Genomic DNA, 18,937 nt, shown 5'->3' with positions numbered 1-18,937 from the left:
CTTACTGCTCTCGGCCCGATTGCGTGAACAAAATCACCGTTTACCGAAGTTCCCCCGCCCGAAGTGTTGCTTTAATGTCAATAAATGCCAATTATTTGTTAAGCAAATGCAGGCAAAAACTCTCGATATCAAACATCTTATTTTCAAAATGATAACACGCATGATGTCTGCCACTGCTACTGGCGCACTGGTCTGATTTGTCGGCCCTGCTGCGCCCCCTACAATGCGCCTCCCCTGATGACAGGCGTAACAACATCCAATAATAAACATTCAGCGAGGTTTTGGTCATGGGCCAGAAAATCATGCTTAAAAAAACATCTCTTTCTGTTGCACTGGCACTGATGGCCACTAACGCCTTCGCTGCAGGTTTCCAGCTGAACGAATATTCCTCCTCCGGTTTGGGGCGCGCATTCTCCGGCGAAGGCGCCGTTGCGGACAACGCGACATCCGGCAGCCGCAACCCGGCGACCATGACGATGTTCGATCGTCCCGCCTTCTCCGGCGGCGCCACCTATATCAAACCGGATATCAATCTGCACGGCTCCAGTTCCAGTGGACGCGACGCCAGCGCCAACAACATCGCGCCCCATGCCTGGGTGCCCAATCTGCATTTCATCATGCCGCTCAATGATAAGTGGGCAGTAGGGGCTTCCGCTGTTACCAATTTCGGCCTGGCCACCGAGTTCAGCGATAACTACACCGCAGGTTCTATCGGCGGCAAAACCGATCTCAAGACCACTAACCTGAACCTGAGCGCCGCCTATCGTCTGAATCAGCACTTCAGCTTCGGGCTGGGCGTCAATGCCGTCTACGCCGATGCCAAGATCATTCGTAACGCAGGTGAAATCGGTCCGTTGCTGGGCGTGAGTTCTTCATCAGAAATCTCTCGTCTGGAAGGCAACGAATGGGGTTATGGTTGGAATGCCGGCATCCTGTATGAGCTGGATAAAAACAACCGCTTCGGCCTGACATATCGTTCCCAAGTCGATATCGATTTCCATGGTAAATTCAGCAGCGATCTTTCCGCTCGTGCAGGCGGGACCTCCGGCGTCACCATTCCTGGTAATCTGACGCTCAACCTGCCGGAAATGTGGGAAGCGTCGGCCTGGCATCGCGTCGCACCGAAATGGGCGGTTCATTACAGCCTGGCATATACCAGTTGGAGTGAATTCCAGGAGTTGAGAGCAACCGGCAACAACGGTCAACAATTATTCCGTAAAGAAGAAGGTTTCCACGACGCATATCGTATCGCGCTGGGCACCACCTATTTTTACAATGAGAACTGGACGTTCCGCACCGGTATTGCCTTTGACGACAGCCCGGTACCTTCCGACAAACGCACTATTTCCATACCGGATCAAGACCGTCTCTGGTTGAGTGCAGGCACTACCTATGCGTTTAACAAAGATATGTCTGTCGATGTTGGCGTTTCCTATATGCGCGGTCAGAAAGTCACCATCAATGAAGCCGGCATCAGTTCGTCGTTGCCGTCGTATACCTTTACCTCTAAAGGGCGTGCCTGGCTATATGGCGTGAACTTCAACTACGCATTCTGATGATGCCCCGGTTTTCGACGGAGCCAGGCATCCTGCGGCATAAACAGACAGGGCGTGAGGAAGTCGTCTTCCTCACGCCCTGTTATTTCTGGCATCACTGACACGCCCAGAACCGCCGAACAGGCGTTACATCACTGGAACAATCTGATCCACCTGAATCTCATGTTCTGGAGCACCGTCAAGCTGGGATCTTAATTCCGACTCCGCTTTCACTTCCATATATCGCAGCTTCAACGTACTGCTGGTATAACGGCGAATCTCATTAGTCAGCTCAACATTGCCGTTCAGCTTCTGTCCCCAAGAAGGAATGATTTCTTTCAGGCGCGTCTGCCATTCCACTGAAGCCATCTTATCCTTGAAGGCAACCTGCATCAGTTCAATCATGATGGTTGCCGCGGTTGAGGCGCCAGGAGAAGCCCCCAGCAGCGCAGCAATCGTACCGTCCTGCGAAGCGACGACTTCAGTGCCCATCTTCAGCACGCCACCCTTCTGTTTGTCTTTTTTGATCACCTGCACGCGCTGCCCCGCCGTCGCCAGCCGCCAGTCTTCTTTTTTGGCATCCGGAAAATAATTTTTCAGTTCGGCAAAGCGATCGTTTTCGCTCATCATCACCTGGCTAACGAGATATTTCACCAGATCGAAATTATCCAGCCCCACCCGCATCATGGGTAAAACATTTGCGGTGTTCACCGAAGAAAACAGATCCCACAATGATCCGTTCTTCAAAAATTTACTGGAGAAAGAAGCGAACGGACCGAACAATAAGGCTGGCTTGCCGCCCAGCATGCGTGAATCCAGATGCGGCACCGACATGGGCGGAGCGCCAACCGACGCCTTGCCATACACCTTAGCCTGATGGCGTTTCACCACGTCAGGGTTATCAGTCACCAGAAACTCACCGCCAACCGGGAAACCGCCATACTGGCTGGCCTCAGGAATACCGGACTTCTGCAGCAAGGGTAATGCAGCCCCGCCAGCCCCGATGAATACGAACCGCGCCCGAACGATACGCTCTTTACCGCCGTCGCTCAGATCGGCAGTCACCACGCTCCAGGTGCCGTCCTGATTGCGACGGATATCGCGAACATCATGTTCCGGCCACAGCGTGAAATGAGGGTTTTTCTGCATTCCGACGACCAGTTGACGGGTAACTTCACCAAAATCAACATCGGTGCCGATGGGCATGCGGGTCATGGCGACCTTCTGCCGGGTATCGCGCCCTTCCATCACCAATGGAATGCACTGTTTGATGCGCTCAGGGTTTTCGGAATACTCCATCCCCTGAAACAATGTGTTGTGCTGCAATGCTTTATAGCGACGACGCAGGAAATTCACGTTTTCATCGCCCCACACAAAGCTCATGTGCGGCACGCTATGGATGAAGGTGGACGGATCGCCTATAACGTTATTCGCCACCTGATACGCCCAAAATTGCAGAGAAACTTCAAACGCTTCGCTGATATTCACTGCTTTGCTGATATCAATCGAACCGTCAGCCTTTTCCGGAGTGTAATTCAGTTCCAGAAATGCCGCATGCCCAGTTCCCGCGTTATTCCAGCCGTTGGAGCTTTCTTCCGCCACGCTACCCAGACGCTCGATCATACTGATGGACCAGCCAGGCTCCAAAGCCTGCAAATATGTCCCCAGCGTAGCACTCATGACACCACCGCCAATCAGCACGACATCCTTCGTGACATCCTCGCTCACTGATACTGACTGCGCCGCCGTGGTGACCAATAGATTCTTCATGCTTTTACTTCCCACTTATGTCAATGATTATCCCTGCAGGTGAACACTGATGTTATCAGGTTGTTAACTACCTGGCGAGATGGCGAGCAGACGCAATGAAGGGACACTAAGTGCCCCTGCATATTTGGCAAAATGGGTTAATACCCGGTATTAACACTGAATATGTAGCGAAAAGCGAGTCTGGCTGCCCATCTCGAGCTGCTGAATCATCAGCATCGAAAACAAAGTACCACTATTGTGAGGACAACCACAAAAAAAATTTCAGGTAATCACACAAACAAGATAACCAAATTGTAACTTGTCATAAACACCGCACAGACTGCTGGAAAATACATTGTCGGCAATAAAAACCAAAGGCGCCACAAGGCGCCTTTGGTATGAAATCAGAGCAGTATTTTTCGGTTATTTTGCTGAGTCGATTTCATCCAAACTTCCCTCAATGGCTTTCGCATTAGGGTTAACCGTAGGTACAACTTTACCGCCATTAGCAAGGAAATCATGCCGCTGGAAATAAGCATCTCTGACAACAGAATAAGGATCAGTCGAGTCACGCAGCAGACGATCGGAATCCAGCAATTGAGCCCGAGTTTCCAATCCCTCGACCATCCATTTGCCGGCAGACATCCAGAAAGTCAAATAGCTCAACGGTGGATAGAGTGTATCAACCACACCGCCGCCGTCTTCCCGCAATGTAAAGTTACCGTAAGCCGGCAATACCACATATGGGCCATACCCAACCCCATAGTGCCCCAGCGTACTGCCAAATCGGTGAGGTTCATCCTTTGCCAGTTTGGGGTTAGCCATAGTTGCAACATCTATCAACCCCCCCATCCCCAACACTGTGTTCAGGAAAAAACGGTTCAGATGCACCATGGCTTTGTAGGGGTTTCCCTCAACAAAATAGTTCACCATCGTCGCCGGTTCCGCCAGGTTGCTAAAGAAGTTGCTTAACCCATTACGCGCCGGCCTTGGCACATAATCACGCCAGGCCACAGCAGCAGGGCGAACCAGATACGGGTCCAATACATTATAATTAAAGCTGAACATGGTACGGTTGAACCCTTCCAGCGGATCGGTTCGCTGCGCTGGAGCCGTATTTTTTGAACTGGCGCATCCTGTCAACAACACACCCGCCAACACCATGCTACCCAGACGGAAATTCATAACTGTTTCTCCCTGCAGAAATCTTATGCGTGCCGTAGGCATCGAACACACCGACGACTACGCCGCAAAATTACACTTTATTCTAATCGACTGCCGCCAATTTTTCCTTAACCGGCAATGGCATGCCTGAAAAAAACGGCAATGATATGTTCTTGATCGCGTTATTAATGTCCAAATGCTAACCGGTCAACGCTCTTCCCTATCGACAACGCCTCGGCGGCGCCCTTCTGGCGAATCGCCGATAAAAACTTGCGGGAAAGTGGTGCCAGAATGAGCAATCGCGCTATCAAGGACTTATGAGCGTGGGTAAATCAGGTATAATGCGCATCCGCAAGTCCCCGTAGTTAAATGGATATAACGAGCCCCTCCTAAGGGCTAGTTACAGGTTCGATTCCTGTCGGGGACGCCAGTCATTGGCATGACGACGCCAGCCCCCAAACGCTTTCCATCTCATAAACCAGGCTAAATCATACACGTTACCCAACAGCGCCCTGCATGCCGCCAGATTCTATTGCTATGTGCATGTCTTATTGCGGCTTTTCCTCCATAACACGGTACCAACCATCGTAATGGTTGATACCGTTTACATTTAGTCGTAGCGAACTTTATTTTTTTGTCCAACAAGCTGGATGATATTGAAGTAATCGCCAGCGCCAGCTTCCATGATGGGGATCATCATTTCCTGAGCAAGAGAACACGCCATAAAGTCATCCCACGCCTGCTGACATGAATCCATTTCCCGCAGCATCGTGAGGGTTATACCCGGCTCTTTTTCCCATAGCGCTCGCCACCAATCACAGGAATAAAAATACCAGTCCGGCGACCAGAATGGCTTAACAACCTCGGGTAAATTGCCCGCTGAGTAATCCCCTATAAATCCGGGGACAGCCACTGCGATCAGCCCGCCTTGCTTCACAAAAGGTAGAAGTGTCGACAACATGATGTCGTTGCTGCCAAAGTATTGGTAAGCATCCACACTGATGATCATGTCAAAATATTCATGAGGGTACGGGATCTCTTTCGTGGCATCGACCCGCAACGGGAAAATCTTAGCATCCAACCCCAGGGCTAAGAACCTCTCGGCATTCTCAGTGGGAGAAATCCACAAGTCGGCGGCAAATACGGTTACATCGTATTTTTCCGCAAGCAGAATAGACGAGATACCCTTACCGCATCCAAGATCCAGAATACGCATCCCGGAAGCAATGGGGAGTGTATTTGCCATTTCCTCCGTAAGACGCATGGCATTTGGCCCCATCATGGTGTCCAGAAGGATAGCTTTGTCATAATTGTCGGTAAATGGTGTGCTGCCAGACATATTCATTGCCTGCTCCTTAACGGTTATCCGATTGAGCGCGAACATGGTTCAGCCCAGTGATATTAATGCGATAGGGTTGTCCATTGACGGACTTAATCAGCTTTTTAGTTTTGAGTTTTTTGAAGACGGCGAGCGTACAGTCGCTGAGCAATAGCCCTTCGCGGCTATAGCACTCAACAGAGGTGACGCGGCCAGATGCATCGCGTGTGTGTACGATACGGCCACCTTTAGCGAGAACGTGTAAGGTACGTTGTTCCTGACGGGATAAATTCATTCTGGAAAACCTGTTAATCATCATGAGCAAAAACAAGCCAACACCTGTAGGTGTTCGCGTAAGGTTTAAGCGCAGCGATAATCAGTCCGGCCGGTGATGGTCGGGAAGCTGATTATCAGATGATCACATTCTCCAGCATGCAAGCCTCGGTATGAGTTGAAAGGTATTTTCGGGCCACATTATAGCACCGGAATTTTATACGGGAATAAAAAACGCACCACCCGATTGCCAAACCGTTCATTACCCTTATTCGATAGCGATGACGGCACACTGCTGTTTTAATCGGGCCGGTATAATAACAATGGATATCCCTGGCCATGCATCAAATTACAGAAGGCAGCCAGTCAGCGAATTCCGATAAGCCGGCCACGATAAGTGACTCGTGTGAACAAACACAGCCAACGCACCTGCAACTTGCAGAATGACAGGGATAGACAATGAATATGCAACATTAGAGAACATCATTATCACAAAAACCCGGGGGACTATATTAGTGGAAAAGCTATCGTCATCAACATCGCTGACCCCCTCCTTATTCAATATACGTTTTAGTTACACACGCCATTCCATAACGGATTATATCGCGGGCATCACCACAGTGGTTGGCTGAATATAACAGTGAAGCGCCACTCTATGCTTCCGAGTGGCACCACGGTAAAAACATGAAAGGGTGATTGGGTTATCGGGTATAAAGCCACAGGGATAAAACTATTACAGCGATGATGCGAACTCTCTATTCATACTCAATGTGCCTTGATAAGACAGAACGGATATTCAATCTGTCTGTTCCACAGCAACTGAATGTGGACAAATACATGCGGTTAATACCATAGCCCACACTCATCCGCATCCAGATACGATTATTGGCAGACAACATGCATCACGCATTTATACCCTAAATAATTCGAACCTCAGGAGAACAGCAAGTAAGTAAATCCCGATGGACTGTACGGTCAGTGATTTGGGTGAGCGACGAATCTGTCGAGAACAGCTTTAAACGTGGCGTATTGCGGTCTCAAAGAAACAAGCTCCAGGGATGGGCTGAGGAATAAAGCCAACGCACCTGCAACCTGGCGTATGGCGGGTCTATACCCATAGCCGGACGGCCCAGCGCCGGAGTCACTACCGATGGAGCAAAGCGTGAAGAGAATACAACAGAGAAGAATAGAGAGTGCTTTAATTACTCACCGTCTATTGTGGGGAGATAGTCATCCTGAATCTTTCTATTTTCAGGAGATGAATACCGTTGGTGTCTTGCTCCAACGGTATTCATCATTTTTATTAAATCAAAAAATCATCCAGGGTCTTACCGTTATCAAGCGCTTCCTTGATTGCTTTAGGAGTACGGCCCTGTCCTGTCCATGACTGTTCGATGCCATTTTCATCAGTGTATTTATATTTAGCCGGACGAGGAGTGCGTTTGGGTTTTGCCGAGGCGGCTTTTACACCCTCCAGCAATTCAGCCGGGTCAATACCATCTTCAAGCAATTGAGCACGAATAGCTTCAAGTTTGGCCTGACGTTCTGCGTGGTGTTTCTGAGAGCTGGCTTCTTCTTCACGACGTTCTTCAACAATAGTGGTCAGTTTTTCCAGCATTTCTTCAAGAGTTTCCAGGTCGATTTCACGAGCCTGAGCGCGCAGTGTACGAATGTTATTTAATATTTTAAGAGCATCGGTCATTGTTAGTCATCCTGATGGTTGGAATTACTGCCAGCATACACAAATAACGGCAACAATACGAGATATTGCACACGCGCATACACAATTTTTATAAAATAAAAATCGTTTTTTTAATGCGACAGTCGTAACTTAAAAAAGACAAGCACGCTTGTTAGTGCTTTTTACTTTAAATTTATTTCCGTCTTAACTGTTTCTTATCTTTGTTAATCGATTACTACGTAGAATAAAGAGTAACGATAAAAATAAAAACGAGTCATCGCCGTCAATTTCCTTCTGATTGAGGTAAGACAGCGCAATGGTTTTATCCAATGCTCGACGATGAAAATGAATGCAAAACGGCAACGACCTATGTAACGCCCTCGCAGAACACACACAACGGGATAGTAAGTATGCTGAGAGAGTTCATAAGCCTTGTTTAACGAAACGGCTCCATCCCACCTCCCATGCGATTTACAGCCACTCGCTACCACCGCATTCTTCAATATACCCGCCACCGTTCCAATCCTGCGACTGGATCGCACACCGGCGTTTCTACAAGCGAAGATTTTCGGCCGAGACGCTAGAGGTGCGATCATCCTACAGCGAGTTCTGGCCGCTGATGTCATCGCTGCCGGACGCAGCGCTTCCCACCGGGCATCGCGGAAGAGCGTCGACCTGATTTGAGCAGGGTACCGAGCTGGTCTAAAGTTTGAAATGACGAAACCGATACCGAATCATGTCGACAATCATTTCTTGTCGACATAATACAGACGGCGTTCTGCACTACACTGCGGGAACCGTCTGGTATCGACGGAGCGGAAAACACCCCGCTCCTCGTCGATATAACCCTGGCAGATACATAGGATGGCCAAGATGGATGTTTCACAACTTGAATCACTTTCCTCCAGCCTGAGTAGTATGCAGCTCAGCAGCCAGGTCGGTACGGCTGTACTGAAAAAAGCCTTGGATACTCAAGAAGCCACAGCATCCAGTCTGATTCAGTCCATACCACAGCTACCGGCCAATCCGGCCATAGGGCGCAACGTCAACACCACTGCGTAATTTCTTGCTTAACGCAGTTCCCACCAGCAGATAGCCGCTGCGCCTGTAGCGGCTATCTGCTTTTTCTTATCCCATGCCGCATTCCCTGATGCTGCGGGAACAACTCACGAACCAGTCAGTTTCCGTACAAGCACAAACGTGAAGTGCTTCACGTTTTTGACTCTCAGGAACGCTTTAGAACCAGAAAGTTCCACGATGAACACCTGGCACTGCCCGCTATCCGAACCATTTCACATTCAACGACGTTATTCCTGAACCACGGCAAAAATAACCTGATGAAATTCAAACGATAATAGACTTACACCCTATGATTTAATTATGGAAGCCATTAAAAAATATCACTGGCCCTGCCCTTGCAATCTATTTCCTACACCAACGTTACTGCATCTGACTACTTGATTATTTTATTGCTAGGAGGAAATAGCATGACTCGTAAACTGGCTATTTATGGCAAAGGAGATATCGAAAAATCGACCACCACACAAAATACCGCCGCCGCGCTGACGTATTTCCATAGCAAAAAAGTGTTCATTCATGGTTGCGCTCCGAAAGCTGACTCCACACGGCTTATTCTCAGCGGAAAACCATAGGAAACATTAATGGACGTGCTGCGCGATCAGGGCGCGGAGAAAAAGAGTTCACCACCGCCATTGGTACCCAAATGCTCCACTTCGTCCTGCGCGATAACATTGTTCAGAAAGCGGAATTCAACAAGAAAACCGTGACGGAGTTCGCCCCGGACACCAACCAAACACAGGAATACCGCGAGCTCGGCCGCAAGATTATCGAAAATGAAGACTTGGTCATCCCCCCGCCGCTCTCAATGGAGCAACTGGAAAAAATGGTCGTGAAATACGGATTGATGGATTAATCACCACGTTAGAGTTCTTGATGCTGCTTTATTTTTCATTATCCATATGCCCCAGAATGGGGGGATAACCTATGCCTTACCATGAGTTTGAATGCAGCAAATGTATTCCCGAACGTAAACAACACGCGGTGGTTAAAGGGCCGGATGAAGATCTGACATTGGCATTGCCATTAGGATATTTAAATACCATTCTCGGTACTATATCCGAACGCGGTTGTGCTTATTGCGGCGCCAAGCATGTTATTGGCACACCGATGAAAGAGGTTATTCACATCAGCCATGGCCCCGTCGGCTGCACCTATGACACCTGGCAGACTAAGCGTTATATCAGTGACAATGACAACTTTCAGTTGAAATATGCCTTTGCCACCGACATGAAGGAAAAACATATTGTATTCGGCGCCGAAAAGGTGCTGAAAAAAAGATTATCGAAGTTTTCGACGCTCACCCAGAAATTAAGCGCATGATGATCTATCAAACCTGCGCATCAGCATTAATCGGCGATGACATTGCCGCTATCGCCCAAGCAATGATGGATGAACGGCCGGACGCGGATATTTTTGTCTGCAATTCGCCGGGGTTCGCCGGCCCCAGTCAGTCTGGCGGCCACCATAAAATCAATATCGCCTGGATTAATCAAAAAGTCGGCACGGTAGAACCGACGATGACCAGCGATTACGCCGTCCGCCCAGTCCAAACTGCTGCGCGTATTACAGGAACGCAGTTTCGATGGTGTCAGAAAAATGCCGCCCCAGTGAAGCTCTGCGGCTCCCAACGTGGCCGCCCCCAGGACAAGCTTTGACAGCCGCCGCCGAGCGGCCGAGAATCAACACCCAATCCCGTACCGGCGCAGCCAGCAATACGGATCAGCTGCGCGCCGGTTTCGTTCCCCTCGCAACCGGAAACGCCCATGAAAGTCATCTTTGATACCGACCCTGGCATCGACGACGCCATCGCACTGTTTTATTTAAGCCGTCTGCCGCAGCTTGAGCTGTTGGGCATCACCACGGTGGTCGGCAACGCCGACGTGGATGCCACGACCCGCAACGCCCTGTTTCTGCGCCAGCGCTTTGGCCTTGCCGCGCCGGTGATTCGCGGCGCGGCCCGCGCTCTGAACGGTGTAGACACGCCATACCCGACCCGCATTCACGGCCACAACGGGCTGGGTGATATTCCGTTGCCGGATAGCGATACCTCGGGACTGCAGCCCGGCTCCGCCAGTCAGTTCATCGTCGATACGCTGCGAGCTCATCCAGGCGAAGTCACCCTCATCGCCGTCGGATGCCTGACCAACCTAGCGCTGGCGCTGCGTCAGGCTCCCGACATCGCCGGGATGGCCAAAGCCATCGTCATCATGGGCGGCGCGTTCGGCTATCAGGGCCGGCACGGCAACGTGACGCCGGTAGCCGAAGCCAATATCCACGCCGACCCCATCGCCGCCGATGACGTGTTGGCCGCCGCGTGGCCCGTGGTCATGGTCGGTCTGGACGTAACGTACGATGTAGTGCTGAGCGCGGACTACCTCGCGGCGCTGGCGCGGGAGGCAGGCGAAAACGGCAAATTGATTCAGGAAATGTCGGCGATCTATCGGCGCTTCTACCAGCAAACCCGCGGGATCGACGGCGTGGTGGGGCACGACCTGCTGCCGGTGGCCTACGTCGTCAAGCCGGAACTATTCGCCACCCGCAGCGGGCCGCTGTGCGTAGTGCGGGAAGGCATCGCACGCGGGCAGACCATCCAGATGCCGGACGCGCAGCGTCTGCCGCTGGCGCCGTGGCGCGATCGCCGTTCACAGCTGATCTGTACCGGCGTTGATGGCGACGCAGTGCTGGCGCACTACTGGGATTCGGTCACGGGCCACTAGCGCCCACCCGGACGCCACGATACAGGCATCGCCAAGCAAAATCCCGATGACGGCATTGGCGCCGAGTAATGCTCTGCGCCCCACGGCATTGACCGACTTTCCCCGGACATCTTCCCCATGATTGAGGAACTGGCACCCACATTTCTCCCAAACGCCCACAACTCTCCCAAACGCCCACAACTGAGTATGACTCTCCTCCTTACGGGTAACTGTGCGAAATAGCGATCGGCGCTAGTATCGAAACACAAGCAACATCGATACATACGGTGGCCGTCATGGCTCTTACTCTGACGAGATATCATGAAAAAACAGATTGAAATTAAATCGTTCTATTACGGGTTTCCGGTATTTCTGGCCTCAACCGTTGAACCGGGGTCACAGGCGCCGAATGTCGCGCCGTTGTCATCATCATTGTCGCTGGGGGACAGGATTATTATCGGCGTCAATAAAACCAGTAAAACCAGCGACAATCTTCTCGCAGGGTCCGACGTGGTGATTAACGTGCCGGATTATCGCCTGTGGGAGGAAATCGAACAGATGGGGCGCCTGACCGGTACCCAAGCGCTGCCCGAATCCAAAGCCAAACAAGGCGTTCTGTACTGCGCCGACAAAACCGGCATTGTCGGCATGCATTTGGAGCCATCGCATACCATCGCACCACCGCGGGTGCGCGAATGCCCGATACAGGCAGAATGCAAAACGCGGGAGATCACGGATAAAGGCGCATTCATTCTCGCGGAGCTGGAAATACGGCACATTTGGGCCGAAGAAACACTGCTGAATGCAGAGGACAAACTGGACAGCCTGAAATGGCACCCGCTGATTTATAAATTCCGCGAATACGACACCACCGGCAAAGCGCTGGGATTTAATTGCAAATACGGGAAATAGCTTGACGAATTAATGGATACCTCGCTCACCGTCGTCCCAGTCCCCTCATGAATTCACGCGCTTTAGGCAGCGACCAAACCAGGGTGAGGCATGCAGATGGACATGCATCGGCAAGGGAAAAGAGGGGAAAAAGAACGTCGGCCAAGATGGTTGGGGCAATAAACGCTTTACCACAATGACCGGCCGGCGGGTGGCGGCCATGCCGACCACCCGTCCGCCATCCGATTATTTGGTCAGTTCGGCCACCATCCGAATATCGCTGCTGTCATTGCCGGTCACGCTGATAATTTTATAGGACGCGCCCTGTTGATGCGCCTGCGCGGCAATCTTGGCTTCCGCACCGTCCAGCGTGCTGGACGTGGTGCTCAGACTTTGCGCGAAGCTGCCGAAAGAAACCAGGGACAGAATGGAAACAGCGACAAAATTTTTGATGTTTTTCATGATGGTATTCCTTAATCAATTTGTTTATTAAGAAGCATTTCGCCTCGATGTGAAAAATAATAGACCTGACAACTGATGAATAACAGCTGAACAATTTGCTTTTTGTTTTCAAAAAAATTGAACTAAATATCTCGAGCAGATACACATAACGCGCAGCGAGGTATTCACGGTTGAACGCCCGGCACATAGGCGAGAACAGCGCCTTGCGGGGTATCTGTCGGCCAGACATGGAGCAATCCTGAGTGGAGAACAACGTCAAGCCTGACGTACATCCAACCCAGAGGGGATCCAACAGCGCGTTTTGATGCCGGGCGGCACGCCGGCGTCAGGAAGGGTGAAGCGGCAGCCTGTGCGGCTGCGCTAACGTCAAACGGTTCAGACCATGCAGCCTTTACGGAACTGCAAAATATAGTGATCCGGGCAACCCTCCAGATCCATCTCATCCACTACAAAACCGGCGGCGACTACTTCCGCCTGCGCCTGCTGAGGCCCAACGCGGCTTTGGCTGCCTTTGAAATCAACAAACACGACACGGGTTGCGGCGTCAATCTGGCGGTAAAGCTGCGCCAGAAACGCCTCTCGCTCCCGAATGAAACGGTAAACATTGGCCATAAACACCACATCCAGCCCGGCCGGCAGGCAAGGATCGGTATGCAGGCTCAGGCCAACGCGGATATTGGCGCGCGCTTCCATCGCAAAACGCCGCTCCATATAACTCACCATGTTGGGTTCGGTATCGAGCGCATAAACCGTACCGGCCGTCAGCTGCTCGGCGAACAGGCTGGAGAAATACCCGGTTCCCGCCCCCACATCGGCGATCACACTATCGGGCCGCAGGTTCAGTACCCGCAGAATATGGGAAGTCTTCTGCCACTCTTCGCGGTTGTCCGCGTCAAAAATCTGGCTCAAACGCTCGGCTTCGGAAAAACTGATGGGGGCTGTGGATATCATGTCACTCTTCTCCGCTGTGCAGGCTGGTTACGCTGCCGTTATGATATTTAAGTTGCATTTTAAATACAACTTAAATAGCGATACTCGCCAGGTAAACGCAACAATGCGGGAGCGGTCGCCGGAGATCGCCCATCGGAAATCGCCAGCGACCGGTTGGCCGGTTAAAACACCAGCGCCTGCCCATCCTTACGGCTCTCGGTCGCGGCGATATAGATGCCCTGCTCATCACGCAGGATCACCTGCGCGCCACCGAAGCTGTAGGACTGCAACGGATCTTCCACCGTGACGTCATGCCCCATCTCGCGCAGCGCCGCCAGCGTATTGCGATCCAGCGTCGCTTCCACCACCACCTGACGGCCAGACTCCACCCGCCAACGCGGCGCATCAATAGCCGCCTGCGGATTCTGGCGGTGCAGCATGATACGCAGCGCCATTTGCAGATGCCCCTGCGCCTGCATCGGCCCGCCCATCACGCCGAACGACATCAGCGGCTGCCCGCTGCCATCCAGCGCAAACGCCGGAATGATGGTATGGAACGGCCGTTTACCGCCCGCCACCTGATTGGGATGCCCCTCCCCCAGCACAAAACCGGCGCCGCGGTTTTGCAGGCTGATGCCGGTGCCCGGCACCACCACGCCGGAACCGAACCCCATATAGTTCGACTGGATAAACGACACCATCATCCCGTTGGCATCCGCCACAGAGAGGTACACGGTACCGCTCTGATTCGGTTTACCAAACACGAAATCCCCCGCCTGCTGCGGATCGATCAACGCCGCTCGCTGCCGGAGATAGTCGTCGTCCAGCAACCGCTGCGCCGGAAACGCCAGATGGTCGGGATCGGCGATGTAGCGATCCAGATCCGCCAGCGCCAGCTTCATCGCCTCGATGGAGAGATGCAGCCAAGGCGCGGAATCCGGCGCATAGCGCTCGATGCCGCAGTGCCGCAAAATGCCGAGCGCGATCAGCGTGGCGATCCCCTGCCCGTTGGGCGGCAATTCATGCACGCTGCCGCCAGCGAACGGCACCGACAGCGTTTCCACCCAATCGGCCCGGTGATTGCGCAGGTCATCCAGCGTCAGCGCGGCGCCATGCTCACGGGCGAACGCCGCGATGCGCTCCGCCAGCTCGCCGCGGTAAAACGCCTCACCGTTGGTGGCGGCGATCTTCTCCAGCGTCTCGGCCTGATCCGGATTACGAAAAATCTCGCCGATGTGCGGCGCACGACCCAGGGGTGCAAAACAGGCGCTGAATCCCGGCTGGTTTTTGAGCTTATCGACCCCTTTCTGCCACAGCCGGCCAATCAACGGCGACACCGGAAACCCCTGACGGGCGTATTCGATCGCCGGCTGCGCCAGCGTGGTCAACGGCAATGTGCCGAAGCGCTGCGTCAGCTCTACCCAGGAAGACACCGCCCCCGGTACCGTCACAGCCTCCCAGCCGAGCTGCGGCATGGCGGAAAGGTGTGCGAAACGCGCCGGGCTCCAGCCCGCCGGGGCGCGGCCGGTGGCATTCAGCGCATGCAGTTGCTTACCGTCCCAGACGATGGCGAACGCATCGCTGCCGATGCCATTGCCGGTCGGCTCCACCACGGTCAGCGCCATAGCGCAGGCGACGGCGGCATCCACCGCGTTGCCGCCCGCCTGCAACATCCGCAGCCCAGCCTGCGCCGCCAGCGGCTGCGAGGTGGCGACGGCGTTGCGGCCCATCATCGGCACCCGATAGGAGGGGTAGCCCACATTGAAATCACTCATTCCACTCATCATGTTTCCTTTAATCATTGCGCGGATCGAGCGCATCGCGCAGTCCGTCGCCCAACAGGTTGAACCCCTGCACGGTCAGAAAAATGGCGATCCCTGGGAAAATGGACATCCAGGGTGCCTGTTCCAGATAGCCTTTAGCGGTATTCAGCATCGCCCCCCACGACGGCGCGGGCGGTTGCTGCCCCAGCCCGAGAAACGACAGGCTGGCCTCGGTGATGATCGCTGCGGCGATAGCCAGCGTGGCCTGCACCAAAATCGGCGACAGCACGTTGGGCAGCACGTAACGGATCACAATCCAGCGATCCGGCAGGCCGATGGCCCGGGCACCGTCGATGTACTCTTCACTGCGCACCGCCATCACCTGCGCCCGCGTCAAACGGGCGAAAATCGGCATCGCCGACAAACCAATGGCGATCATCGCATTGCCGAGGCTCGGCCCGAGAAACGCCCCCAGCGCAATCGCCAGGATCAGAAACGGGCAGGCCAGCAATGCCTCGATGATGCGGGAAATCACGCCGTCCCACATCCGCTGCCAGTAACCGGCAATCAACCCCAGCGGCACGCCGATGAAGATAGCGATCAGCACCGAAATGCCACCTGCCAGCAGCGAGGTACGCGCCCCCCAGATCACCCGGGACAGAATGTCGCGCCCCAGCTCGTCAGTACCGAGCCAGTGCAGCGCCGACGGCGCTTTGCGTACCGCCAGAAAATTGGTTTTGATCGGGTCGAACGGTGCCAGCCAGGGCGCCAACAGCGCGATGCCGACAAACAGCACGACGAGGGCGGCGCCAACCAGCGCGCTGTTGTTGCGCAGAAACTTGCTCAACACCCGGTTGACGGGTTTGCGCCGCGCCGCGGCGACGGGGATCGCAGCATCACTCATGGTCAGCCTCGCATTTTCGGGTTAATCAACAGGTACAGTACGTCCGCTAGCAGGTTGAGCAGCAGAAAACCGATCGCCACCACCAGCACCACGCCCTGCACCACCGCGTAGTCGCGGTTGAAGACCGCGTCGACGATCATTTTGCCGAAACCGGGGATCGTAAAAACTTGCTCGGTCAGCACCGCGCCGCCGAGCAATTCGCCGAACAACAGCGTAGTCAACGTGACGATCGGCACCAGTGCATTACGCAAGGCATGACGCAACACGACCCGCGCAGGCAGCAACCCTTTGGCGCGGGCGGTGCGAATGTAATCCGCCTGCAACACCGCCAGCATCGCCGCCCGGGTATGGCGCATCAGCGTAGCGGCCAGCCCGGTGCCCAGCACCAGCGCCGGCAGCAACAGCGTGCGCAGGTTTTGCGTCACATCCTCCGCCAGCGGCACATAGCCGGAAGCGGGCAGCCAATGCAGGTGCACCGAGAACAGCAGGATCAGCAGAATGCCGAGCCAGAAATGCGGTACCGAAATGCCGGACAGCGCCACCAGGTTAGCGGTGTGATCCACCCAACTGTTCTTACGTACCGCGGCGACAATCCCGGCACCGACGCCAGCCACCAGCGCCACCAGCATCGCCAGCAGCGACAACTCCAGCGTCACCGGCAGTTTGCTGGCGATAAGCGCCGTCACCGGCTCTTTGGTGCGCAGCGAGACGCCCAGATTGCCCTGCAACGCATTCCCCACCCAATACAGATACTGGGACGACAGCGGGTCATTCAGGTGATACTCCTCGCGCAGTTGCGCAATCGCCGCCGGATCGCGCTCCTCCCCCGCCATCGCCAGTACCGGGTCGCCCGGCAGCAGCTTCTGCAACGCGAACACCATCACGCTCACCAATAGCAACGTGGGAACAGCCAGCAGCAGCCGCTTACCGATCAGCTCAAGCATGTCGACACCCCTGGATTATTTCAGGCTGACGCCGGCCAGCCGCACCAGACCATCCGGCGACGGCGTGAAACCGTTCAGCTTGTTGGTCATGCCGAAGATGCGCGGCTCGAAGTAGAGATAGGCAATCGGCATGTCGGTCTGCAATTGATTCACCACCTTGCCGTACAGCGCCTGACGGGCGGCGATATCATTGGTCTGGCGCGCCTGCGTCAGCCACTCGTCTACCTGCGGGTTACTGTAGCGCCCATCGTTGAGCGTGCCTTTGCTGTGGATGAACGAGAAAATACTGCCGTCCGGATCCGGGCGCCCTGACCATCCCGACAGGCTGAGCTGGTACTCGCCGCTCTGCTGACGGGACAGCAGCGTCGCGAATTCACTCATCTGCAACGTTACGTTGAAACCGGCTTCGCCAGTCATCGCCTGGATCACCTGCCCTACCTGTTGCGCCGTGGGGTTATTCGTCACCAGCAGCACCACATTGACCGGGGTTTTCACGCCTGCCGCCGCCAGCAACGCTTTGGCTTTATCGACATCACGCGCGCTGATCGGCGTGTTGACGTGATAAGGACTTACCGGCGAAAAAGCCTGATTAGCCGGGTCGAACTGGCCTTCAAACACCACCTGATTCAGCGCATCGCGATCGATCGCCAGCGAGAACGCCTGACGTACCCGCGCATCCCTGAAAGGGCTGTTCGGCTCGACCTTGCCGTTGGCGATATTGAATGTGATGCCCTGATAGCCGAGCCCCGTCACCTTCGCCAGACGCAGATTGGGGTTGGACTCCAGGGTTTTGATGTCCGTCGGGGCGATACCTTCGGTCAGATCCAGATCGCCGGCACGCAGGTTGGCCAGCCGCACCGAGGCGTCGGGAATCGGCAGGAACACCACTTTGTCGAAGTGATAAGCCGCCTTGTTCCAGTAGTTTTCAAAGCGTTTCAGCACGATGCGATCCTGCTGCACCCGGCTTTCAAACGCATACGGCCCGGAGCACACCGGATGCATGGCGAAATCCGGTTTGGCGGCGGCCTGCGGCGCCAGCATCGCGCCGGCGCGATCGGTCAATTGGCTAAGCAACGCCGCATCCGGGGTTTTCAGATGAAACACCACCTGATAAGGCCCTGTCACCTCCACCCGCTCGATAGAGGAAATCTCGCTTTTGCGTAGCGACCCCGGCAAGGTCAACGCCCGTTCGATATTAAATTTCACCGCCTCGGCGTTGAACGGCTCGCCGTCCTGGAATGTCACCCCCTGCCGCAAGTTCATGGTCAGGGTTTTAGCGTCGTCGCTCCACGACCAGTCCGTCGCCAGACCGGGGACAACCTTCAGGTGCTCGTCCACATCGACCAGCCGGTCGCACAGCGCGGCGAACACGAAACGGCCGTAGTAAGTTCGCGCCAGATGCGGATCCAGCATGTCCGGATCCGCCCCCAACCCGATACGAAGGGTACTCTCTGCCTGCGAGGAAAGACTGGCCCCGAACAACATCAGGCCACCGACTGCGGTCAATAACGTATGACGGACTTTCATCACTTCGTTTCTCCAGAAGT

16 protein-coding genes, 1 tRNA gene and 2 pseudogenes are annotated in these 18,937 nt (G+C 54.2%); 7 read left to right on the top strand and 12 right to left on the bottom strand.

What is annotated here, in order from left to right:
- Positions 1-287: 287 nt before the first annotated feature.
- Positions 288-1,556: a long-chain fatty acid transporter FadL gene (gene fadL, locus HEP82_RS07245; protein WP_192457470.1), complete on the top strand. Its 1,269-nt coding sequence runs from the start codon at positions 288-290 to the stop codon at positions 1,554-1,556.
- A 126-nt stretch (positions 1,557-1,682) separates the two neighbouring features.
- Here the strand turns inward: fadL and mqo are convergent, their stop codons facing one another.
- Both mqo and mlaA read right to left on the bottom strand, forming a co-directional pair.
- The gene (mqo, locus tag HEP82_RS07240; RefSeq protein ID WP_192457469.1) at positions 1,683-3,305 is read right to left on the bottom strand and encodes a malate dehydrogenase (quinone); all 1,623 of its coding nucleotides are present in this window, start codon (positions 3,303-3,305) and stop codon (positions 1,683-1,685) included.
- Positions 3,306-3,707: 402 nt separating this feature from the next.
- The gene (mlaA, locus tag HEP82_RS07235; RefSeq protein WP_192457468.1) at positions 3,708-4,469 is read right to left on the bottom strand and encodes a phospholipid-binding lipoprotein MlaA; all 762 of its coding nucleotides are present in this window, start codon (positions 4,467-4,469) and stop codon (positions 3,708-3,710) included.
- A 334-nt stretch (positions 4,470-4,803) separates the two neighbouring features.
- Between mlaA and HEP82_RS07230 the strand changes: the two genes are divergently transcribed.
- Positions 4,804-4,878 (top strand) — tRNA-Arg (locus tag HEP82_RS07230).
- A gap of 180 nt (positions 4,879-5,058) precedes the next feature.
- Here the strand turns inward: HEP82_RS07230 and HEP82_RS07225 are convergent.
- The 3 genes from HEP82_RS07225 to HEP82_RS07215 form a co-directional block, all read right to left on the bottom strand.
- On the bottom strand, positions 5,059-5,793 hold the full coding sequence (locus tag HEP82_RS07225; protein WP_192457467.1) for an SAM-dependent methyltransferase: 735 nt from the start codon (positions 5,791-5,793) through the stop codon (positions 5,059-5,061).
- 10 nt (positions 5,794-5,803) lie between these two features.
- A complete protein-coding gene (locus tag HEP82_RS07220) occupies positions 5,804-6,061 on the bottom strand; it encodes a YjhX family toxin (protein ID WP_192457466.1) in 258 nt (85 codons plus the stop codon).
- Positions 6,062-7,342: 1,281 nt separating this feature from the next.
- Complete coding sequence (locus tag HEP82_RS07215) at positions 7,343-7,741, bottom strand: H-NS family histone-like protein (RefSeq protein ID WP_192457465.1); 399 nt, start codon at positions 7,739-7,741, stop codon at positions 7,343-7,345.
- 852 nt (positions 7,742-8,593) lie between these two features.
- On the opposite strand from HEP82_RS07215, the gene HEP82_RS07210 reads away from it, so the two are divergent.
- The 4 genes and pseudogenes from HEP82_RS07210 (at position 8,594) to HEP82_RS07195 (ending at position 11,517) form a co-directional block, all read left to right on the top strand.
- Complete coding sequence (locus tag HEP82_RS07210; RefSeq protein ID WP_192457464.1) at positions 8,594-8,782, top strand: YjfB family protein; 189 nt, start codon at positions 8,594-8,596, stop codon at positions 8,780-8,782.
- A 425-nt stretch (positions 8,783-9,207) separates the two neighbouring features.
- Positions 9,208-9,653, top strand: a pseudogene (locus HEP82_RS07205) (hypothetical protein).
- 71 nt (positions 9,654-9,724) lie between these two features.
- Positions 9,725-10,455, top strand: a pseudogene (locus HEP82_RS20205) (nitrogenase component 1).
- 108 nt (positions 10,456-10,563) lie between these two features.
- Entirely contained in the window at positions 10,564-11,517 is a 954-nt protein-coding gene (locus tag HEP82_RS07195; RefSeq protein ID WP_192457463.1) for a nucleoside hydrolase, read from the top strand.
- Here the strand turns inward: HEP82_RS07195 and HEP82_RS20170 are convergent.
- Positions 11,443-11,601 carry a DapH/DapD/GlmU-related protein gene (locus tag HEP82_RS20170; RefSeq protein ID WP_243061607.1) on the bottom strand — a complete coding sequence of 53 codons (159 nt, stop codon included), beginning with the start codon at positions 11,599-11,601 and terminating at the stop codon, positions 11,443-11,445. The two genes, HEP82_RS07195 and HEP82_RS20170, sit on opposite strands and share 75 nt — an antisense overlap.
- A 216-nt stretch (positions 11,602-11,817) precedes the next feature.
- On the opposite strand from HEP82_RS20170, the gene HEP82_RS07185 reads away from it, so the two are divergent.
- Positions 11,818-12,408 (top strand): flavin reductase family protein, encoded by a 591-nt coding sequence (locus tag HEP82_RS07185; RefSeq protein ID WP_192457462.1) that lies wholly within the window; start codon positions 11,818-11,820, stop codon positions 12,406-12,408.
- A gap of 225 nt (positions 12,409-12,633) precedes the next feature.
- Here the strand turns inward: HEP82_RS07185 and HEP82_RS07180 are convergent, their stop codons facing one another.
- The 6 genes from HEP82_RS07180 to HEP82_RS07155 all read right to left on the bottom strand — a co-directional run bounded on the left by HEP82_RS07180 (position 12,634) and on the right by HEP82_RS07155 (position 18,917).
- Positions 12,634-12,849: a YdgH/BhsA/McbA family protein gene (locus HEP82_RS07180; protein ID WP_192457461.1), complete on the bottom strand. Its 216-nt coding sequence runs from the start codon at positions 12,847-12,849 to the stop codon at positions 12,634-12,636.
- 375 nt (positions 12,850-13,224) lie between these two features.
- The gene (locus HEP82_RS07175; protein WP_192457460.1) at positions 13,225-13,800 is read right to left on the bottom strand and encodes a class I SAM-dependent methyltransferase; all 576 of its coding nucleotides are present in this window, start codon (positions 13,798-13,800) and stop codon (positions 13,225-13,227) included.
- Between the two features lie 161 nt (positions 13,801-13,961).
- Positions 13,962-15,563 (bottom strand): gamma-glutamyltransferase family protein, encoded by a 1,602-nt coding sequence (locus HEP82_RS07170; protein WP_192457459.1) that lies wholly within the window; start codon positions 15,561-15,563, stop codon positions 13,962-13,964.
- Between the two features lie 10 nt (positions 15,564-15,573).
- A complete protein-coding gene (locus HEP82_RS07165; RefSeq protein WP_192457458.1) occupies positions 15,574-16,446 on the bottom strand; it encodes an ABC transporter permease in 873 nt (290 codons plus the stop codon).
- 2 nt (positions 16,447-16,448) lie between these two features.
- Positions 16,449-17,390 carry an ABC transporter permease gene (locus HEP82_RS07160; RefSeq protein ID WP_015854308.1) on the bottom strand — a complete coding sequence of 314 codons (942 nt, stop codon included), beginning with the start codon at positions 17,388-17,390 and terminating at the stop codon, positions 16,449-16,451.
- 15 nt (positions 17,391-17,405) lie between these two features.
- Complete coding sequence (locus tag HEP82_RS07155; RefSeq protein WP_192457457.1) at positions 17,406-18,917, bottom strand: ABC transporter substrate-binding protein; 1,512 nt, start codon at positions 18,915-18,917, stop codon at positions 17,406-17,408.
- Between the last annotated feature and the right edge of the window lie 20 nt (positions 18,918-18,937).

The organism is Musicola keenii (assembly GCF_014855505.1).
GTDB classification, from domain to species: Bacteria; Pseudomonadota; Gammaproteobacteria; order Enterobacterales; family Enterobacteriaceae; genus Musicola; species Musicola paradisiaca.
Note: the sequence above shows the minus strand (reverse complement) of the source record. Positions and strands in the feature narration are given on the sequence as shown.